This window comes from Bacillus sp. PK5-006, from assembly GCF_054161415.1.
Genome location: NZ_CP096414.1, coordinates 1,343,861 through 1,358,965 on the forward strand (window position 1 = coordinate 1,343,861; position 15,105 = coordinate 1,358,965).

17 protein-coding genes are annotated in these 15,105 nt (G+C 40.7%); 10 read left to right on the forward strand and 7 right to left on the reverse strand.

The genetic code is table 11. The annotated features are described in order from the left end of the window. The first annotated feature begins 182 nt into the window (after positions 1-182). The 3 genes from hxlA to M1D84_RS06895 all read left to right on the forward strand — a co-directional run bounded on the left by hxlA (position 183) and on the right by M1D84_RS06895 (position 2,233). Positions 183-815 (forward strand): 3-hexulose-6-phosphate synthase, encoded by a 633-nt coding sequence (hxlA, locus tag M1D84_RS06885; RefSeq protein WP_024423080.1) that lies wholly within the window; start codon positions 183-185, stop codon positions 813-815. Further along, positions 812-1,369, forward strand: a complete 558-nt coding sequence (hxlB, locus tag M1D84_RS06890; RefSeq protein WP_024423079.1) for a 6-phospho-3-hexuloisomerase — start codon at positions 812-814, stop codon at positions 1,367-1,369. The genes hxlA and hxlB overlap by 4 nt, the downstream gene beginning before the upstream one ends. 138 nt (positions 1,370-1,507) lie before the next feature. Continuing rightward, the gene (locus tag M1D84_RS06895; RefSeq protein ID WP_024423078.1) at positions 1,508-2,233 is read left to right on the forward strand and encodes a DsbA family oxidoreductase; all 726 of its coding nucleotides are present in this window, start codon (positions 1,508-1,510) and stop codon (positions 2,231-2,233) included. 144 nt (positions 2,234-2,377) lie between these two features. On the opposite strand, the gene M1D84_RS06900 is transcribed toward M1D84_RS06895, so the two are convergent. Further along, entirely contained in the window at positions 2,378-3,466 is a 1,089-nt protein-coding gene (locus M1D84_RS06900) for a GntR family transcriptional regulator (RefSeq protein ID WP_024423077.1), read from the reverse strand. A 273-nt stretch (positions 3,467-3,739) separates the two neighbouring features. Between M1D84_RS06900 and M1D84_RS06905 the strand changes: the two genes are divergently transcribed. The 4 genes from M1D84_RS06905 (at position 3,740) to M1D84_RS06920 (ending at position 8,924) form a co-directional block, all read left to right on the forward strand. Beyond that, entirely contained in the window at positions 3,740-5,365 is a 1,626-nt protein-coding gene (locus tag M1D84_RS06905; protein WP_024423076.1) for a xylulokinase, read from the forward strand. Then, positions 5,359-6,063 carry an L-ribulose-5-phosphate 4-epimerase gene (locus M1D84_RS06910; RefSeq protein WP_024423075.1) on the forward strand — a complete coding sequence of 235 codons (705 nt, stop codon included), beginning with the start codon at positions 5,359-5,361 and terminating at the stop codon, positions 6,061-6,063. The genes M1D84_RS06905 and M1D84_RS06910 overlap by 7 nt, the downstream gene beginning before the upstream one ends. A gap of 17 nt (positions 6,064-6,080) precedes the next feature. Further along, positions 6,081-7,502 (forward strand): L-arabinose isomerase, encoded by a 1,422-nt coding sequence (araA, locus tag M1D84_RS06915; protein WP_024423074.1) that lies wholly within the window; start codon positions 6,081-6,083, stop codon positions 7,500-7,502. A gap of 81 nt (positions 7,503-7,583) precedes the next feature. Beyond that, positions 7,584-8,924, forward strand: coding sequence for a sugar porter family MFS transporter (locus M1D84_RS06920; RefSeq protein WP_024423073.1), 1,341 nt, complete (start codon positions 7,584-7,586; stop codon positions 8,922-8,924). A 39-nt stretch (positions 8,925-8,963) separates the two neighbouring features. On the opposite strand, the gene M1D84_RS06925 is transcribed toward M1D84_RS06920, so the two are convergent. After that, the gene (locus tag M1D84_RS06925; protein ID WP_024423072.1) at positions 8,964-9,176 is read right to left on the reverse strand and encodes a hypothetical protein; all 213 of its coding nucleotides are present in this window, start codon (positions 9,174-9,176) and stop codon (positions 8,964-8,966) included. Between the two features lie 251 nt (positions 9,177-9,427). On the opposite strand from M1D84_RS06925, the gene M1D84_RS06930 reads away from it, so the two are divergent. Further along, on the forward strand, positions 9,428-9,721 hold the full coding sequence (locus M1D84_RS06930) for a spore coat protein (RefSeq protein ID WP_024423071.1): 294 nt from the start codon (positions 9,428-9,430) through the stop codon (positions 9,719-9,721). Between the two features lie 38 nt (positions 9,722-9,759). Here M1D84_RS06930 and M1D84_RS06935 read toward each other — a convergent pair whose 3' ends face one another. From M1D84_RS06935 to M1D84_RS06955, 5 genes are all read right to left on the reverse strand, one after another. Then, the gene (locus tag M1D84_RS06935; protein WP_024423070.1) at positions 9,760-10,428 is read right to left on the reverse strand and encodes an ATP-binding cassette domain-containing protein; all 669 of its coding nucleotides are present in this window, start codon (positions 10,426-10,428) and stop codon (positions 9,760-9,762) included. Then, positions 10,421-10,966, reverse strand: a complete 546-nt coding sequence (locus M1D84_RS06940) for a hypothetical protein (RefSeq protein ID WP_024423069.1) — start codon at positions 10,964-10,966, stop codon at positions 10,421-10,423. The genes M1D84_RS06935 and M1D84_RS06940 overlap by 8 nt, the downstream gene beginning before the upstream one ends. 21 nt (positions 10,967-10,987) lie before the next feature. Further along, a complete protein-coding gene (locus M1D84_RS06945; protein ID WP_226014623.1) occupies positions 10,988-11,527 on the reverse strand; it encodes a stage II sporulation protein M in 540 nt (179 codons plus the stop codon). Continuing rightward, positions 11,490-12,410, reverse strand: coding sequence for a hypothetical protein (locus tag M1D84_RS06950; RefSeq protein ID WP_247721560.1), 921 nt, complete (start codon positions 12,408-12,410; stop codon positions 11,490-11,492). Before M1D84_RS06950 ends, M1D84_RS06945 begins: the two co-directional genes overlap by 38 nt. A 918-nt stretch (positions 12,411-13,328) precedes the next feature. Then, entirely contained in the window at positions 13,329-13,655 is a 327-nt protein-coding gene (locus M1D84_RS06955) for an uberolysin/carnocyclin family circular bacteriocin (RefSeq protein WP_024423066.1), read from the reverse strand. A gap of 261 nt (positions 13,656-13,916) precedes the next feature. Here M1D84_RS06955 and M1D84_RS06960 point away from each other — a divergent pair, with 261 nt between their 5' ends. Both M1D84_RS06960 and M1D84_RS06965 read left to right on the forward strand, forming a co-directional pair. Then, complete coding sequence (locus M1D84_RS06960; protein WP_332284117.1) at positions 13,917-14,483, forward strand: GNAT family N-acetyltransferase; 567 nt, start codon at positions 13,917-13,919, stop codon at positions 14,481-14,483. 16 nt (positions 14,484-14,499) lie between these two features. Then, the gene (locus M1D84_RS06965) at positions 14,500-15,054 is read left to right on the forward strand and encodes a hypothetical protein (protein ID WP_024423064.1); all 555 of its coding nucleotides are present in this window, start codon (positions 14,500-14,502) and stop codon (positions 15,052-15,054) included. Positions 15,055-15,105: the final 51 nt, after the last annotated feature.

Sequence of the window (15,105 nt, forward strand, 5' to 3'; positions counted from 1 at the left end):
TACTCTGAGATACTGCCCAAAAGACAGTATCTTTTTTGTAACCATATGCGGAAAAGTATAGTATGTAAAAAAAAAGTGCGTACTTACATTGCGTCATTCCTGTTGTTATACTCATTTCATCGTTCAAGATGCATCATCCGTGGAGCTCTTGAAGATGAGATGAAAAACGGGAGTGAAAGTTGATGAAATTACAATTAGCATTAGATTTAGTGAATATACCAGAGGCGATTGAGCTGATCAAAGAAGTAGAAGCATCCATTGATGTGGTCGAAATTGGGACACCTGTTGTGATTAACGAAGGGCTTCGTGCTGTAAAAGAAGTCAAGCAGGCTTTTCCGAATTTACGTGTACTCGCTGATCTGAAAATTATGGATGCTGCCGGCTATGAAGTGCAGCAGGCCTCCGAAGCTGGAGCAGATATCGTCACCATTCTTGCAGCGGCAGAAGATATGTCCATTCAAGGAGCGGTGAAAGAAGCGAAAGCAAGAGGAAAACAAATTCTAGTTGATATGATTGGCATCAAAGATATCGCAGGCCGTGCAAAAGAGCTGGATGCGCTTGGAGTCGATTACATTTGTGTGCATACAGGCTATGATCTGCAAGCGGTTGGTCAAAACTCATTTGCTGATCTTATGACGATTAAACAAGTTGTCAAGCAGGCAAAAACAGCGATTGCAGGTGGAATTAAGCTTGATACGTTACCTGAAGTCGTGAAATTAAACCCTGATTTAATCATTGTAGGCGGCGGTATCGCAAGCCAGGACAATAAAGCAGAAGTGGCTGCACAAATGAAGCAGCTGATCGCACAATCATGAAAACCAGCGACTATGTGAAAGCCATTTTAAATGAGCTTTCTGATCATTCGTCTGCCATTCAAGACGAACAAGCAGAGCGCCTGGTCACAAGTATTTTATCTGCACAAAAAGTCTTTGTGACAGGTGCAGGCAGATCTGGCTTGATGGGAAAATCGTTTGCGATGAGACTTACGCATATTGGCGTCAAGGCTTATGTGATTGGTGAAACGAATACGCCTTCCTTTACAGAAGAGGATCTTTTGATTGTCGGGAGCGGATCTGGCCGTACAGAGTCTTTGCTTGTCCTTGCAAAAAAGGCAAAAGCAATTGGCGGAAAAGTGGCAGCGTTCACGCTTTCTGCTGAGTCACCTTTAGCTGATCTATCGGATGAAGTCATCTTATTGTCAGGTGCACCGAAGGATCAACAGGATGGAAACCATCATACCATTCAGCCAATGGGTTCACTATTTGAGCAGTCGCTTCTTCTGACATACGATGCGGTCATTTTAAGGTTAATGGAAATAAAAGAGCTCGACACACATACAATGTACGGTCACCATGCAAATTTAGAGTAGATATTTTCAAAGCCTTTCCTTTCTTAGAAGGAGAGGTTTTTTCATTTATCAAGAACAGAATCTTGACATCATCTATTTGATGTAACTATAATTGTTACATCGTTAAAGAAAAAGTGCAAGCACGGAAGGAAGATGAAAATGAAAGTACAAATTTGGTCAGATATCGCCTGTCCTTTTTGTTATATAGGAAAAAAACAGTTGGAAACAGCGCTAGAACAATTCCCAGAGAAGGATCAGGTAGAGATAGAGTTTAAAAGCTTTGAGCTTGATCCCCACGCACCTGTTGATGTCGATCATGACGTTCATGATATGCTCGTCAAAAAATATGGCATGAGCCGCAGCCAGGCCATGGCGATGAATGAGCAGGTGAAGCAGGCCGGCAAAGAGAAAGGAATCGATTTTCAATTTGATCCGCTCGTGTTGACAAACACCTTTGATGCTCATCGATTGGCACAATATGCTGGTCAAATGGGGAAAGGCGATTTCGTTATGGGAGAGCTGTTTCAAGCGTATTTTACAGATGGAAAGCATGTTGGTGATCGTCAAACCCTTTTAGAGATTGCAGAAAAAGCAGGTCTTGATGTGAAGGAAGTGCAGCAAGTTTTGGACGGCGAAGCATTTGCCGATCATGTCCGAAAAGATGAACAAGAAGCGAGACAGTTTGGGATCAATGCTGTTCCGTTTTTCTTGATCAATGACAAGTATTCAGTTGCAGGTGCGCAGCCAGCCGATACGTTCCTGCGTGCACTTGAAACAGCTTGGAAAGAGGAAGCAGCTCAAGCAGAGAAAGCTCCTGACAATGCGTTTGAAGCGGCATGTGCAGATGGCGTATGTGCGGTGCCTTCCCCTAAAGAAGAGGCGTAATAGATATGTCCCCTATCTTTTTATAAGATGGGGATTTTTATTGTTTAAGGATGAGGGGAAACCCATGTCTTTCATTTCAGCGATCCGACCCATTCACGCCTTATGCTGGAATCTAAAATAAAATGAGCCACTTGGAGTAGGGGCTCATTTTATTCGTTTGATCGTTTCACCTGGAACCAATTCAGGCTCGTAAAACGTTTGATCAGGGAGATTCTTTTTTCCTTGTACTTTTTTAATCATCCAGTCTGCTGCATCACGGCCCATTTGCTCCTGAGGATGGGTCAGTGTTGTCAGCTTCACATGGGCATTTTTCTGGGCGATATACGAATTATCCTGTCCAATAATCGAGAGATCATCTGGAATGGACAGCCCGATTTCGCTGCATACATTGGCGACTTCTAAACCCACCTCATCGTTATAGCAAACAAGGGCAGTCAGCTCATGCTGGTGCGCCATCAGGAATGTGTGAATTTGCTCCCCCAAATGCTGCTTCGATTCTGTATCGAAAAAGAGCACATGCTCAGGCAGGAAATTAAGCTTAGCTTCACCTAACGCTTGAATATAGCCCTTCATCCGATATTTTCCCTGTAAATCATCTGTTTTTGAAATAAGTCCAATTTGTTGATGACCCGAGGTGATCAGCTCTTTTGTGGCTAAATAGCTGGATTTTACATCATCTAAACAGAGAAAAGGAACCTCTAGCTGCTCATAATAGGCATTGATCATAATGAGCGGTACATCCTGTTCTTTAAAGGATAAATAGTACGAAATGTTTGGATTATATAAATTGCTTTTCGTCGGCTCGACAATAAGTCCGTCCACCCCAAAGGACAGCATCATTTCCAGCGCTTTTTTCTCCTGCTCAACATCGTTATTTGTACTTGCCAGTAACAAGGAATAGTTCTCTTCGTTTAATCGGCTTTCAATGCCTCGAATGATAGAAGGGAAAATGTAATCGGATATGTATGTTGTAATGACCCCAATCGTTTTCATATGTGCATGTCCCGCAGGTTTTGTTTGATATTGATTGGTTACAAATGTGCCTGAACCTTTTTCGCTGCGCAAAAATCCTTCGCTGGACAATTCCAAGATGGCTTTTCGAACTGTATGTCTGCTTACTTGATACATGTCTTGCAGGCTTGATTCGGTTGGAATACGCTCCCCGATCCGATAATCCCCTGTGAGTATTTTGCTTTTTATATCATCAATAATGATCTGGTACTTCTTTTTCATCGTTTCACTTCTTTCTCAGTTGATCATCTACTCGGATTGAGAAGAAATTGTATGGACATATTTTAACATGGTTGTCGGATCAAAAACAGGCGCTTCCCTTTTCTGTTATGACCCCTTCAGAAAAAATGAAAGTTTTTGTCGTATTATGTATGTACAACTATATTTATTATTGACATATGTACGTACAAATATTATATTGTGATTGTACCAGAGAATCAATGAATCTAGAAAAAGAAAAATGAAACCGCTATCAAAAATGGGGGTGAACGTAGAGTGGATCACAAAGAGACGGCCAAAGCCTTGAAAGAAGGACGGACATCTTTAGGCATTGAATTTGGTTCAACACGAATTAAAGCAATTTTAATAGATGAGGAATTTCAGCCAATTGCACAAGGTGCATATGAATGGGAAAGTTTTCTCCAGGATGGAATATGGACGTATAACTTAATTGATATCATTACAGGTCTGCAAGTGGCGTATCGAGAGATGAAAGAACAGGCCGAGCAAAAGTATGGTGTGACCATTCAAATCATTGGCTCAATCGGGGTATCAGCGATGATGCATGGCTATGTGGCATGTGATCATACAGGAGAGGTTCTCGTTCCGTTCCGAACATGGCGGAATGCAACGACCATCGAGGCGAGTCAAAAGCTGACAGACGTATTTCAATTTCATATTCCAGAAAGATGGAGCATTGCCCATTTGTATCAAGCGGTATTAGAAGATGAAAAACATCTATCCCGATTAGAATATATGACCACTTTGTCAGGATATATTCACTGGCTGTTAACCGGAAAGCAGGCCATTGGTATTGGCGATGCGTCAGGGATGTTTCCGATTGATGAACAAACGAAGGACTACAATGAAGAAATGCTCCAGCAATTTGAAGCATTGATTGCAGAAAAAGGCTATCCGTGGAAGCTTCGCCACCTTCTGCCGCGTGTCTATTTAGCAGGCGAAGAAGCTGGCGTGTTAACGGCAGCAGGGGCAGCCATTTTGGATCAAGGAAAACATTTGCAGCCAGGCATTCCATTTTGCCCGCCGGAAGGTGACGCTGGAACGGGAATGGTGGCGACAAACAGTGTAGAAAGACGGACCGGGAATATTTCTGTTGGGACGTCGGTTTTTGCCATGATTGTGCTGGAGCAGGATCTAAAAGGTGTGTATCCAGAAGTGGATATGGTCACGACGCCGGATGGACTGCCAGTTGCCATGGTTCATGCAAATAACTGTACAAGTGACCTAAACGCTTGGATGAATATATTCAGAGAGACATTTGAAGCACTTGGCCTTCAAGTGGAGTCAGAAAGGTTATACGAATCCTTATTGCAGCAAGCTTTAGAAGCAGATCGAGATGGCGGCGGACTCTTAAGCTATGGCTATTACTCTGGTGAAAATATTACGAGACTGCCAGAAGGAAGACCTCTTTTTGTCAGGTCTCCTGAAAGCCGCTTTAACCTCGCTAATTTCATGCGAACCCATTTGTTCTCCGCTTTTGGTGCAATGAAAATAGGCATGGACCGGTTAAAGGAACAGGAACATGTAGTGATTGACCGCTTACTAGGGCATGGGGGATTATTTAAAACACCACTCGTTGGACAAAAAATGGTTGCCGCAGCGCTGAATACACCTGTATCAGTTGTTTCAACAGCTGGAGAAGGCGGTGCGTTTGGGATGGCTGTCCTTGCTTCATATATGGTCCATCATCATCAGCAAACATTGGCTGAATTTCTCACCCATCGCGTATTTGCCCATACATCAGAAGAGCTCATAGAGCCCGATCCACTCGATGTCAAAGGCTTTAACGAATTTTTAAAGCGCTATCAAAATGGGCTTGCGATTGAAGAAGCGGCGGTAGCACATCTCATGCCAACGAAAGGAGTGACGACGGTATGCTAGATCGCTTAAAAGAAGAAGTGTATCAAGCAAATTTAGATTTGCCAAAATACGGACTTGTGAAATTTACATGGGGTAATGTCAGTGCATGTGATCGTGACAGTGGTTTGTTTGTAATTAAGCCGAGCGGCATAGCGTATGACCAACTATCAGCAAAAGATATGGTCGTGGTGAACTTTGATGGTGAAGTGGTGGAAGGGGAATTCAGTCCTTCGTCAGATACAGCCACACATGCAGTTCTTTATAAACACTTTGAGGAAATTGGAGGTATTTCACATAGCCATTCCATGTGGGCAACCGTTTGGGCGCAGGCAGGACTTGATTTACCAGCAATGGGCACAACACATGCCGATACATTTTACGGCGCCGTTCCGTGCGCTCGTTTTCTAACAGAAGAAGAAGTCAATCGGGGTTATGAGGTAGAAACGGGCAAGCTGATCATCGAAACGTTTGAGAAAAGAAACCTAGATGTGATGGCGGTGCCGGGTGTATTGCTTCAAGGGCATGGTCCATTTACATGGGGGAAGGATGCTAAAAGTGCGGTCACAAACAGTGTGATTTTAGATGAAGTCGCCAAGATGAATCTTTTTGCCAAGCAATTGAACGAATTTGCTGAGCCATTGCCGCAGCGAATTTTAGATAAACATTACTTAAGAAAACATGGAAATCATGCGTATTACGGACAAAAACCTTCAACATAAAGAAACGAGGGATATCTATGTTAACAAGCCTGAAAAAAGAGTTTTGGTTTATTGTTGGGTCACAGCATTTATATGGTGATCAAGCACTGCAAAAAGTAAAAGCAGATGCACAAAAGATGACGGATGCTTTAAATGAGAGCGGTTTACTTCCTTATCCAGTGATCTTGCAGGAACTGGCTGTCAGTGCCGATCAAATCACAAAGCTTATGAAAGAGGTCAATTATCGCGATGAAGTTGTCGGTGTGATGACGTGGATGCATACATTTTCTCCAGCAAAAATGTGGATACGCGGCACTAGTCTTTTGCAAAAGCCTCTTTTGCATCTTGTTACACAATATTATGAAAAGATTCCGTGGGACACGATCGACATGGACTATATGAATCTCCATCAATCCGCACATGGAGACAGAGAATATGGCTATATCAATGCACGTTTAAATAAACAAAACCAAATTGTGACCGGTCATTGGTCTAAGCCGGAAGTGCAGCAGCAAATTGCTGATTGGATGGACGTTGCGGCAGCCTATCATGAGAGCTTTCACATCAAAGTAGCCCGGTTTGGTGACAACATGCGGCATGTGGCTGTGACAGAAGGCGATAAAATCGAAGCGCAGATTCAATTAGGATGGACCGTTGACTACTTTGGAATAGGCGATCTCGTCGAATATGTAAATGCAGTAGAAGACGAAGAGGTAGATGCATTATTTGCTGAGTATTTAACGCAATATGATGTGAATTATGGGGCGTATTCAGTTGAAGAGTGGGAAAAAAGTGTCAAGGTGCAGGCGCGATATGAGATCGCCATCAAACGTTTCTTAGATGAAGGCGGCTATAATGCCTTTACAACAAACTTTGAAGACTTACATGGGATGAAGCAGCTGCCTGGACTTGCGGTACAAAGGCTGATGGCAAAGGGATACGGCTTTGCGGGGGAAGGTGATTGGAAAACGGCCGCACTGGACCGCTTATTAAAGGTGATGAGTCATCATCAATCCACTGGATTTATGGAGGACTACACATATGAAATGACGTCTGGAGAGGAAGCAGTGCTGCAATCTCATATGCTGGAAGTAGATCCAGCGCTCGCTCATACAAAACCTGTCATTGTCGTGTCTCCACTTGGGATCGGAAACCGGGAAGATCCAGCACGTCTTGTGTTTGATGGAAAAGCAGGCGATGGTGTCGTTGTTTCCATTGCTGATTTTGGAACACATTTTAAATGGCTCATACAAGAAGTCGAAGCCTTTGAGCCAGAGGAAGCAGCACCTCATTTACCAGTTGCGCGTGTATTGTGGAAAATCAAACCGAATTTTCAGGATGGCGTCAAAGCATGGATTAAAGAAGGCGGAGGCCACCATACAGTCGTGTCTCTCAATTTAACGGTTGATCAAATTGTTCATTTTGCAAAGCTAGTCAATGCAGAATATGTGGTTTTATAGAAGGGGGAAAGGTCTTCTACTGGTTACAGTAGAAGCACTGGGTGAAATGAAAGCGGTTAATTAAGTGAGGGGGTCATCCACTTGGAGAAAAAAGTGTCAAGCAAATTTATCTTCTTTTTCGGGTCCTTTGCAGGCATCTTATTTGGATATGATATTGGTATTATTGCAGGGGCGGAAGGACATATTCAGGAAGAATTTCAGCTCAGCCCATTATGGCTTGGAATCGTTGTCTCTTCATTAATGGGCGGGGCCATCATTGGCTCCATCTTAAGCGGTCTCTTAGGGGATAAATTTGGCCGCAGAAAACTCATTTTGGTCTCATCCGTGATCTTTTTTGTCGGGGCGATCGGATCAGCTGTCGCACCAGAAGAGATTTCACTCACCATCGCTCGAATCTTTTTAGGGACAGCAGTAGGAACAGCCTCATCATTGGTTCCGGCTTACATGTCTGAAATCGCTCCTGCTAAAATCCGCGGGAAATTATCTGGACTCAATCAGCTCATGATTGTAACTGGACTCTTGCTCAGCTATATTGTCGCGTTTGTGTTTGAACCCATCCCAGACAGCTGGCGCTGGATGCTGGGAAGTGCCGCTTTATTTGCGATCGTGCTTTATATTGGCATGCTGAAGCTTCCTGAATCTCCGAGATATTTGATTAAACACGGAATGGCTCATAAAGCACGGGAAGTATTAGGATCACTGCGTTCTTCCCGTGAAGAAATCGAATCAGAAATGCAGGAAATTTTAGAAGTCGCCAAAGAAGAACGCTCGGGGATTCGTCAATTGTTTCAAAAGAAATTCAGAATGGCTCTTTTCATTGGGGTTGGAATGGCAACCCTTCAGCAAATTCAAGGCGCGAACTCCATTGTCTATTATGCAACGAGTATCGCTCGGAATGTAGGGCTTGCACCTCAGGTTGCCGCAGGTTTTACAGTCATTGTCGGTGTCATTTTTGTCGTCACGACCGTGATCTTTTTACAATTTGTTGACCGCTTCGACCGCCGAACGATTCTCACCGTAGGAGGATCGGGCATGGCTCTTTCTTTCTTTGCTCCCGCCGCATTAGGGGCACTTGGCGTCAGTGAAGGAATTTTAAACTGGGTAACATTGATTTCGCTTTGCTGTTTTATTTTGTGCTATGCCTTCTCGTGGGCACCGATCACTTGGATCATCATCGGCGAAATCTTCCCGCTTTCTGTCAGAGGTATCGGAGCAGGTATCTCTTCTGCCTTTAACTGGACCGGATCGTTAGCAGTTGGACTCGTTTTCCCTATTTTGGCTGATCAATTCAGCTTTGGGGTCATTTTCTCCTCATTCGGAGTCATCTGCTTAATCGGGCTGTTATTCACCCGATTTGTGCTAGTCGAGACAAAGGGAAGAAGCTTAGAGCAAATCGAAACCGATATGGCAGCTCGTGTATAAATAAAGAAAACCATCTATCCCATGTGGGTAGATGGTTTTTTACTCAAGTGTCTGTTTAAGCTCATCTGGCAGTAAATCAATCAATTGATCATAGGAAGACAAATCCAGCACTTCAAGCAGCGCGTAATATTTCGCATAGATTTCACTCAGCTGATCAGGATGGTTTGTTTGATATTGATTCAGATGTAATTGAGTTAGTTCAAGTGCAATGTCTAGCTTGTTTCGTTCGAATGGCTGTGTCGTGTTGATCATATCGTTCACCTCTTATTTGATAATGAGTGGAAAAAATGCATTGAATAAAAAGAGCTGATGTTTTAATTTTCATGGATGACCTGTCTTCGTAAGATATCATTTGTATAATATGTTAAAATTGTCCTTTTGTAAAGAAAGAGAAAAATAGATAGAAAGTGGATTTTTTTTAAAATAGACATGCATCTAATCACGAAAGGTAACTCTGACATACGATAGAGTGTAAGTGAAAGACAACTTGAAGGGGTGTTAAGATGAGCCGAAATCGATTAGATGATTTCTTCTTTGGACCTCGCAGAGGAAACCAAGGAGGAGACGAAACGGTTGTTTTCCCCACACGTCAAATTGTCAACACAAGAACGAATGAACAAACGATCAGAAAAATTCACCCAACGCATATCACAAACGTCAATAAAAACATCAAAAGAATCGAAAACTACTATCCGGTCACTGAATCGACTCACAACGAGTACATTGTAGAAGAATACGATTGCGGCAGTGATATCAAAAACCCTTGCTGCCGTCCGGTGAAGCGCTGTAAGTGGTAATGAAGGGGGCATCCTTTTAAAGGATGCCTTTTGTATGTCTAATGCTCCATTTCATTTAATTGTCCTTGATCCAGCTGAAAGAAACGATTTCCTAATTCTGAATAAAGGTAGCGCTGATGGCTTGTAAATAAAACACATCGATGTGAGAATTCTTTTTTTAATAAAGAAATCGATTGTATTTGAGAGGCTTCATCAAGAGAGGTAAAAGGCTCATCAAGAATAATCAGCTCTGGAGATCTTGCCAGCATACAATTTAAAAAAAGTTTATATCTCATGCCCAAAGAATACTGTTTGACAGGCATCTTTAGGGCATGAGTTAAATCAAATGCATCACAAAGCGATACAAAGGTCTCTTTGTATAAAACCTTTTCCGACTTTTTCATTTTCCATAAAGACTGGATAAGCTCCATATGCTCGAAACCAGTGAGCGCATCATAAACTAAAGGTTTATCTGGAATGTACGCTACTAGATTTTTATATTGAGCCATTCCAGGGTGATGCTGCTCGTTAAGTAAAATCGTTTCTGATGCTGAAGGAAGCAGACCTGCGATGATCTTTAAAAGTGTCGATTTACCGCTGCCGTTCTTTCCAATAATACAAGCTCGATCACTTTCTTTCAGATCAAATGACACATGATCGAGAAGGGGAGAAGTCTCTTCTGTTGTTTCATAGCGAAAAGATAGCTGAGACACTTGAAGTTTAGCCATTGATGAATCCTCCAATAACAAATGCAGTCGTCACAAGCATATACAAGATCACAGTTGCTAAGGCAGCTTTTTTTGATCCTTCAGCATAGTAAATAATTCCATCATAAAGGATGCGTAAAAGATATAAGTTGAATAAGAAGGAAACTATTTGAATCAAGAGAAAATAGTGATCTAATTGTAACACCATCACACAATAGATCGCTGCACTATTCACTAATAAAAGAAATGCATTATAAACCAAAATAACAAGATACATTTTGCGTAAAATAAAAGCTTTATGAAAAAAATACATATAAATAGAAGTTAGAACAGTACTGAGAAAATTTAAAATGAAATAAAGCGGGATTGTCAGCAAAAAGATAAAAATAATGCTGGCAAGTTGTTTCCCAGTGGATAAAGGTTTATCTACTAACAAATCAATAATAAAAAATGTTAAAAAGACAGTCGACACAAATAATGATAGTAAGACGAGGCCTACAATGGTTTTAATCGATTGATTTTGATTGAAAAATTGCTTAGGTCGTAGAAGTAGCTCCATGGAACCACATTCTCCTTTCTTCTAAGGTAGATGTACATGGCTAACGTATTGCTCTAAAAGAGATGCTATGAATAAAAGAACGGCTGCTGCAAAAATCAATTGAAGCACAGTTAGGGTCAGTTTTTTTAATTCAATCGTTTCTCCTTTTATAAATCGATAAAGATAAATAAAAGGATAAGAGCTGACGATTGAGAACAGAATTAATCCAAGAACTTCTACAAAAGCATGAGGCAGTAATCCTGTAAATAGCTGCTGCGCTTCGTGATTGACAATCAAATACTGAACGAGTTTGCCGATAATGTAGCCGTTGTAAAAAAGAATGCCTGCAGACATGATGCCGCCTGTAAAAGCTCCAATGCCTAATATTGCCATTCCAACTTGTAAATTGTTTAAGAAAATAGATAGAAAAAACATCTCTTCATCCTTTTTAAGATAAGGAATCTGATCATAAGGAAGAAGGCTTCCGATTAGCACAGCTGCAATAAAGATAGCAGCGTAGAGGTAACCGAGGCGTAGAATCAGTCTATTCTCCGATATAAAACATCTTATTTTTTTCAACATATTCAATCCCTTTATAGATGGTCTTTCGGCATAACACCCAGCAAATTACTGAAACGATCACAAAATATAAAGCAAACAGAACGCTTATGAGACTTGTAGAATGCTGCAAAATAGGTAGAAAAGAGGTCAAGATCATATAGTACATGAAAGGCAACACGAGAAAATTCCTTGCAAAGGCTTGTCCTTTATCGATAACTTCTATTTCTTCATTGGTTGTCCCTATTTCATGCTCGTGAATAAAATTGAATTTCGTTGTGAATGGAAACAAATACAACTGAATCAATGGAAAAATGAAAAAGCCAATCCCCAATGCCACCAATTGAATGAGTATCTGAACATCAAAAAGGTGATATACACTTATGATTGATAGATTAATGAACAGTAGAAAGAGTGACGGTATGGAAAATAAACAATAAAATAACTGGATTTTTGATAAGAAAAATTGCATAAGAGATGTTTGAGAAAGCTCATAGAGCCAAATATTCTTTTTTTCAGCACTCAAAGAAAATATAGAAGGGGTCAGCATTCTCATTTCATATGTTTGATTAGCTAAAATCATCACATTTAATGTGAATAATAGCTGAATTTGCAAGGCTTGATGATCAATAAGCGAGATCAAGCCGGTCATAACCCCGACATAGAAGAAGGCTTCATACGACATGAACATATAATTAAAAAACTCTTTAGACAGCAGCCACCTTTTTTCTTTTAGCACCTTAAGGTCTTTTTGAATCAGCATATTCTTTTGAAACAGCGAGCTCTGAATTTTATCAAGTGCTTGAAAGTACCAATAAAATAAATCTCTAAAATGTTTTGAGCTTTGATCATGCTCTTTTCCAGTCGGAATCCAGCGAACAGGGGTCTTCATGACGAGTGTTGCCACTAATATCACCACGAGAAATGTGACAGGTGAAGTAAAAAGCGCTAGAAATTGTAGAAATACCGAATCCTGTGAAAATAAAGCATGATGGATTTGTTGAAGATTATTCTGATATAAAGACATCAAGTTGTTTGAAAGTGTAATCCAAAACGCATCTTCTGCAAGCGAAGAAATTGATTGAAAAAGTTGTCGGAAAGTGTAATAAAAAGGGAAAACAATGTTCGATATTAGAACTCTTCCACATAAGAAAAAAAGTAAAGAGATGCTTGTGAAAAAAAGAACACGGATGATCCCAATTTTTTTTACGACAATGTTATAGATGTAAGCACCAAATATCTTATTGCTGACGATAAAAAGTAAGAAGCCTGTCAATATAACATTGAGATGCTTCAACCAGAATATCCAGTCATGTGTTTGAGCAATGAAATATTGAAAGAGAAAATAGATCAAATAAGTACTCAAGCTCGTAAATAGAAGCCATACCAACTCAGAAAACAAAAGCGTTTGAAAAAGGTGTCTCGCGGATATAGGTGCAAGCTGTATCAACTCTTCAAAAGGAAGAATATGTGTTCTTCTATAAGATTCAATTCCTTTGACAATAGAGAAAAGGAACAAAAATATCACAAAAGCACTTTCCCATTCTATTTGATAGACCGGGGAGTAAAGATATGAAGAAATAACGAATACAATCAGGCATCCGAATAAAATATCAAGGATGCAAGAAAATAATATGTATTGTTTAGAAGAAAACGATTTGAAAAATGGAACCCTGCGTATTATAAACTGAGCTAGATTTGAATATTGTTGTTTCATTCTAATTGATAAAAGTAGTGATAATAATGGATATAACATCTTCTCACCTGCATAAAAATTTAAATAGAAGGAGAACAAAGTCTCCTTCTATTGGGTCATAAAATTGAATTACCAAGCAATAACAGCTTTACGGCCTTTTTTCTTAATTTCGTTTTTAAGGTACTGGCGAATTGTCTCTTTACCAGCCGCTGCAATGAGAGAAAGACCACCTGATCCTACAGCAGTTAAAATGGAGACAATTGTTGTAACAGCCCCGCCCGCTTCAACCACGTTCAGAACAACAGCAGCAACACTGCCTGGAATACCAAATTCTTTTGCTAGATCAGCAACGGGCAGCATTTGTAGCGAGAAGGAAAAAAGAGCTAGCATAAGGAATCCTACTGCTAAAGCACCAAAAAGAACATGTAGTTTGATTTCGTTTTTTGTTTCTGTCATATCAAATTCCTCCCTTTTTTGTATTTTTATTACTATTATATCTTAAGATATCTTTTAGTTCATCGCAATCCTTTTTTTTCATATTTTTCATGAATTAGTTATAGATTAATATAAATAAAGTGAAAAGATAAGTGAGAAAAGAATCGTTTTTGCTAGAATAATACACGTAAACATGATCGGAAATACCTTGTTTTTACAGGTGGGAAAGCGAGTCTAATTTGCATATAGGTAAAGAGATATGTGCAGAGGGGCCAATATCCTTTGATCAAAATCTCCTTTCAAGATAAAATTAGAAGTATCCATCATTCTTTTGGAGGCGATTTTCTGAATATTCGATTGTTAACACCAGATGATGCTGAAGAATATGCAGCACTCAGACTAGAAGCACTGCGATTAAATCCAGAGGGCTTTGCGATGAGCTATGAGGAAGAGCAAATCAATACAAAGGATAAATATAAAGCGCGTTTTGCTACGGCGAAATCTATGTGGACTTTTGGCGCTTTTCATCAAGGGCAGCTTGTGGGGGCAGTCACGCTCATCCAAGAAACCTTGCAGAAGTTAAAACACCGAGCGAATCTGACAGCGATGTATGTAACACCTAGTGCCCGCGGAGAAGGAGCTGGCCAGGCCTTGATGACAAAAGTTCTTTCCTTTGCGCGAGAACGGCAGGATATCGAGCAAATGTATTTATCAGTGGTGACAACTAATCACTCAGCCAAGCGCCTCTATCGCTCCGCTGGATTTGAGTCGTACGCTGTCGAAGAAAAAGCGCTAAAATGGACTGATACATATGCGGATGAGGAAAAAATGGTTTTATTTTTATCATAGTCTGGAGGAGATAGAAGTGGATCAACAGGCCATGCGTATCATATTAGCAGCAGGACCCAATAGTGAGCTGGAATCTTTTGCCCTGCGTGCAGCACTTGAAAACTTCGGCGTGAAAGTCGATATGCATTGGATTGGAAGACCGAATGATCTGATTCATGTGTTATCTGATAGAGTTAGAGGGGAAATAGATTACCTTCTTTTATCGTTTCATGGTGAAGAAGGAGCATTTATCATGCCTGAATTAGGGGAAGATGTTTACGAAGATGAGGAGCCTAGAGATACTGCCTTTGGAGCGGAAGAAATCAAGCGGTATGCCTCATTAGAAGGAGTTCATGTCATCTCTACAGGCTGCACACTAGGAGAGAAAAATCTAGCAGATGCTTTCTTAGAGGCAGGGGCTGCATCTTATTCGGCACCGGACGATTACATCGATGGGAATGCAGCATTTATCTTTGTACTGACCATGCTGTACGAGCTTATTAACAATACAAAGACAGTCAGAGCGGCATTTGATCGAGCGCGTTCCATTGATGAAGAAACGAAATTATTTCAACTATATATGCAAAAGTAATTAAAGGACTGAGAAATCAAGTCCTTTTTTTATTCCTCTCCAAAAATGTGT

Excerpts from the sequence above, each read along its gene's own strand:
- M1D84_RS06955 (WP_024423066.1), bottom strand. The coding sequence starts at position 13,655 with ATGACAGAAACAAAAAACGAAATCAAACTACATGTTCTTTTTGGTGCT.
- araA (WP_024423074.1), top strand. The coding sequence starts at position 6,081 with ATGTTAACAAGCCTGAAAAAAGAGTTTTGGTTTATTGTTGGGTCACAG.
- hxlB (WP_024423079.1), top strand. The coding sequence starts at position 812 with ATGAAAACCAGCGACTATGTGAAAGCCATTTTAAATGAGCTTTCTGAT.
- M1D84_RS06900 (WP_024423077.1), bottom strand. The coding sequence starts at position 3,466 with ATGAAAAAGAAGTACCAGATCATTATTGATGATATAAAAAGCAAAATA.
- M1D84_RS06925 (WP_024423072.1), bottom strand. The coding sequence starts at position 9,176 with ATGATCAACACGACACAGCCATTCGAACGAAACAAGCTAGACATTGCA.
- M1D84_RS06940 (WP_024423069.1), bottom strand. The coding sequence starts at position 10,966 with ATGGAGCTACTTCTACGACCTAAGCAATTTTTCAATCAAAATCAATCG.
- M1D84_RS06895 (WP_024423078.1), top strand. The coding sequence starts at position 1,508 with ATGAAAGTACAAATTTGGTCAGATATCGCCTGTCCTTTTTGTTATATA.
- hxlA (WP_024423080.1), top strand. The coding sequence starts at position 183 with ATGAAATTACAATTAGCATTAGATTTAGTGAATATACCAGAGGCGATT.
- M1D84_RS06930 (WP_024423071.1), top strand. The coding sequence starts at position 9,428 with ATGAGCCGAAATCGATTAGATGATTTCTTCTTTGGACCTCGCAGAGGA.
- M1D84_RS06935 (WP_024423070.1), bottom strand. The coding sequence starts at position 10,428 with ATGGCTAAACTTCAAGTGTCTCAGCTATCTTTTCGCTATGAAACAACA.
- M1D84_RS06945 (WP_226014623.1), bottom strand. The coding sequence starts at position 11,527 with ATGTTGAAAAAAATAAGATGTTTTATATCGGAGAATAGACTGATTCTA.
- M1D84_RS06910 (WP_024423075.1), top strand. The coding sequence starts at position 5,359 with ATGCTAGATCGCTTAAAAGAAGAAGTGTATCAAGCAAATTTAGATTTG.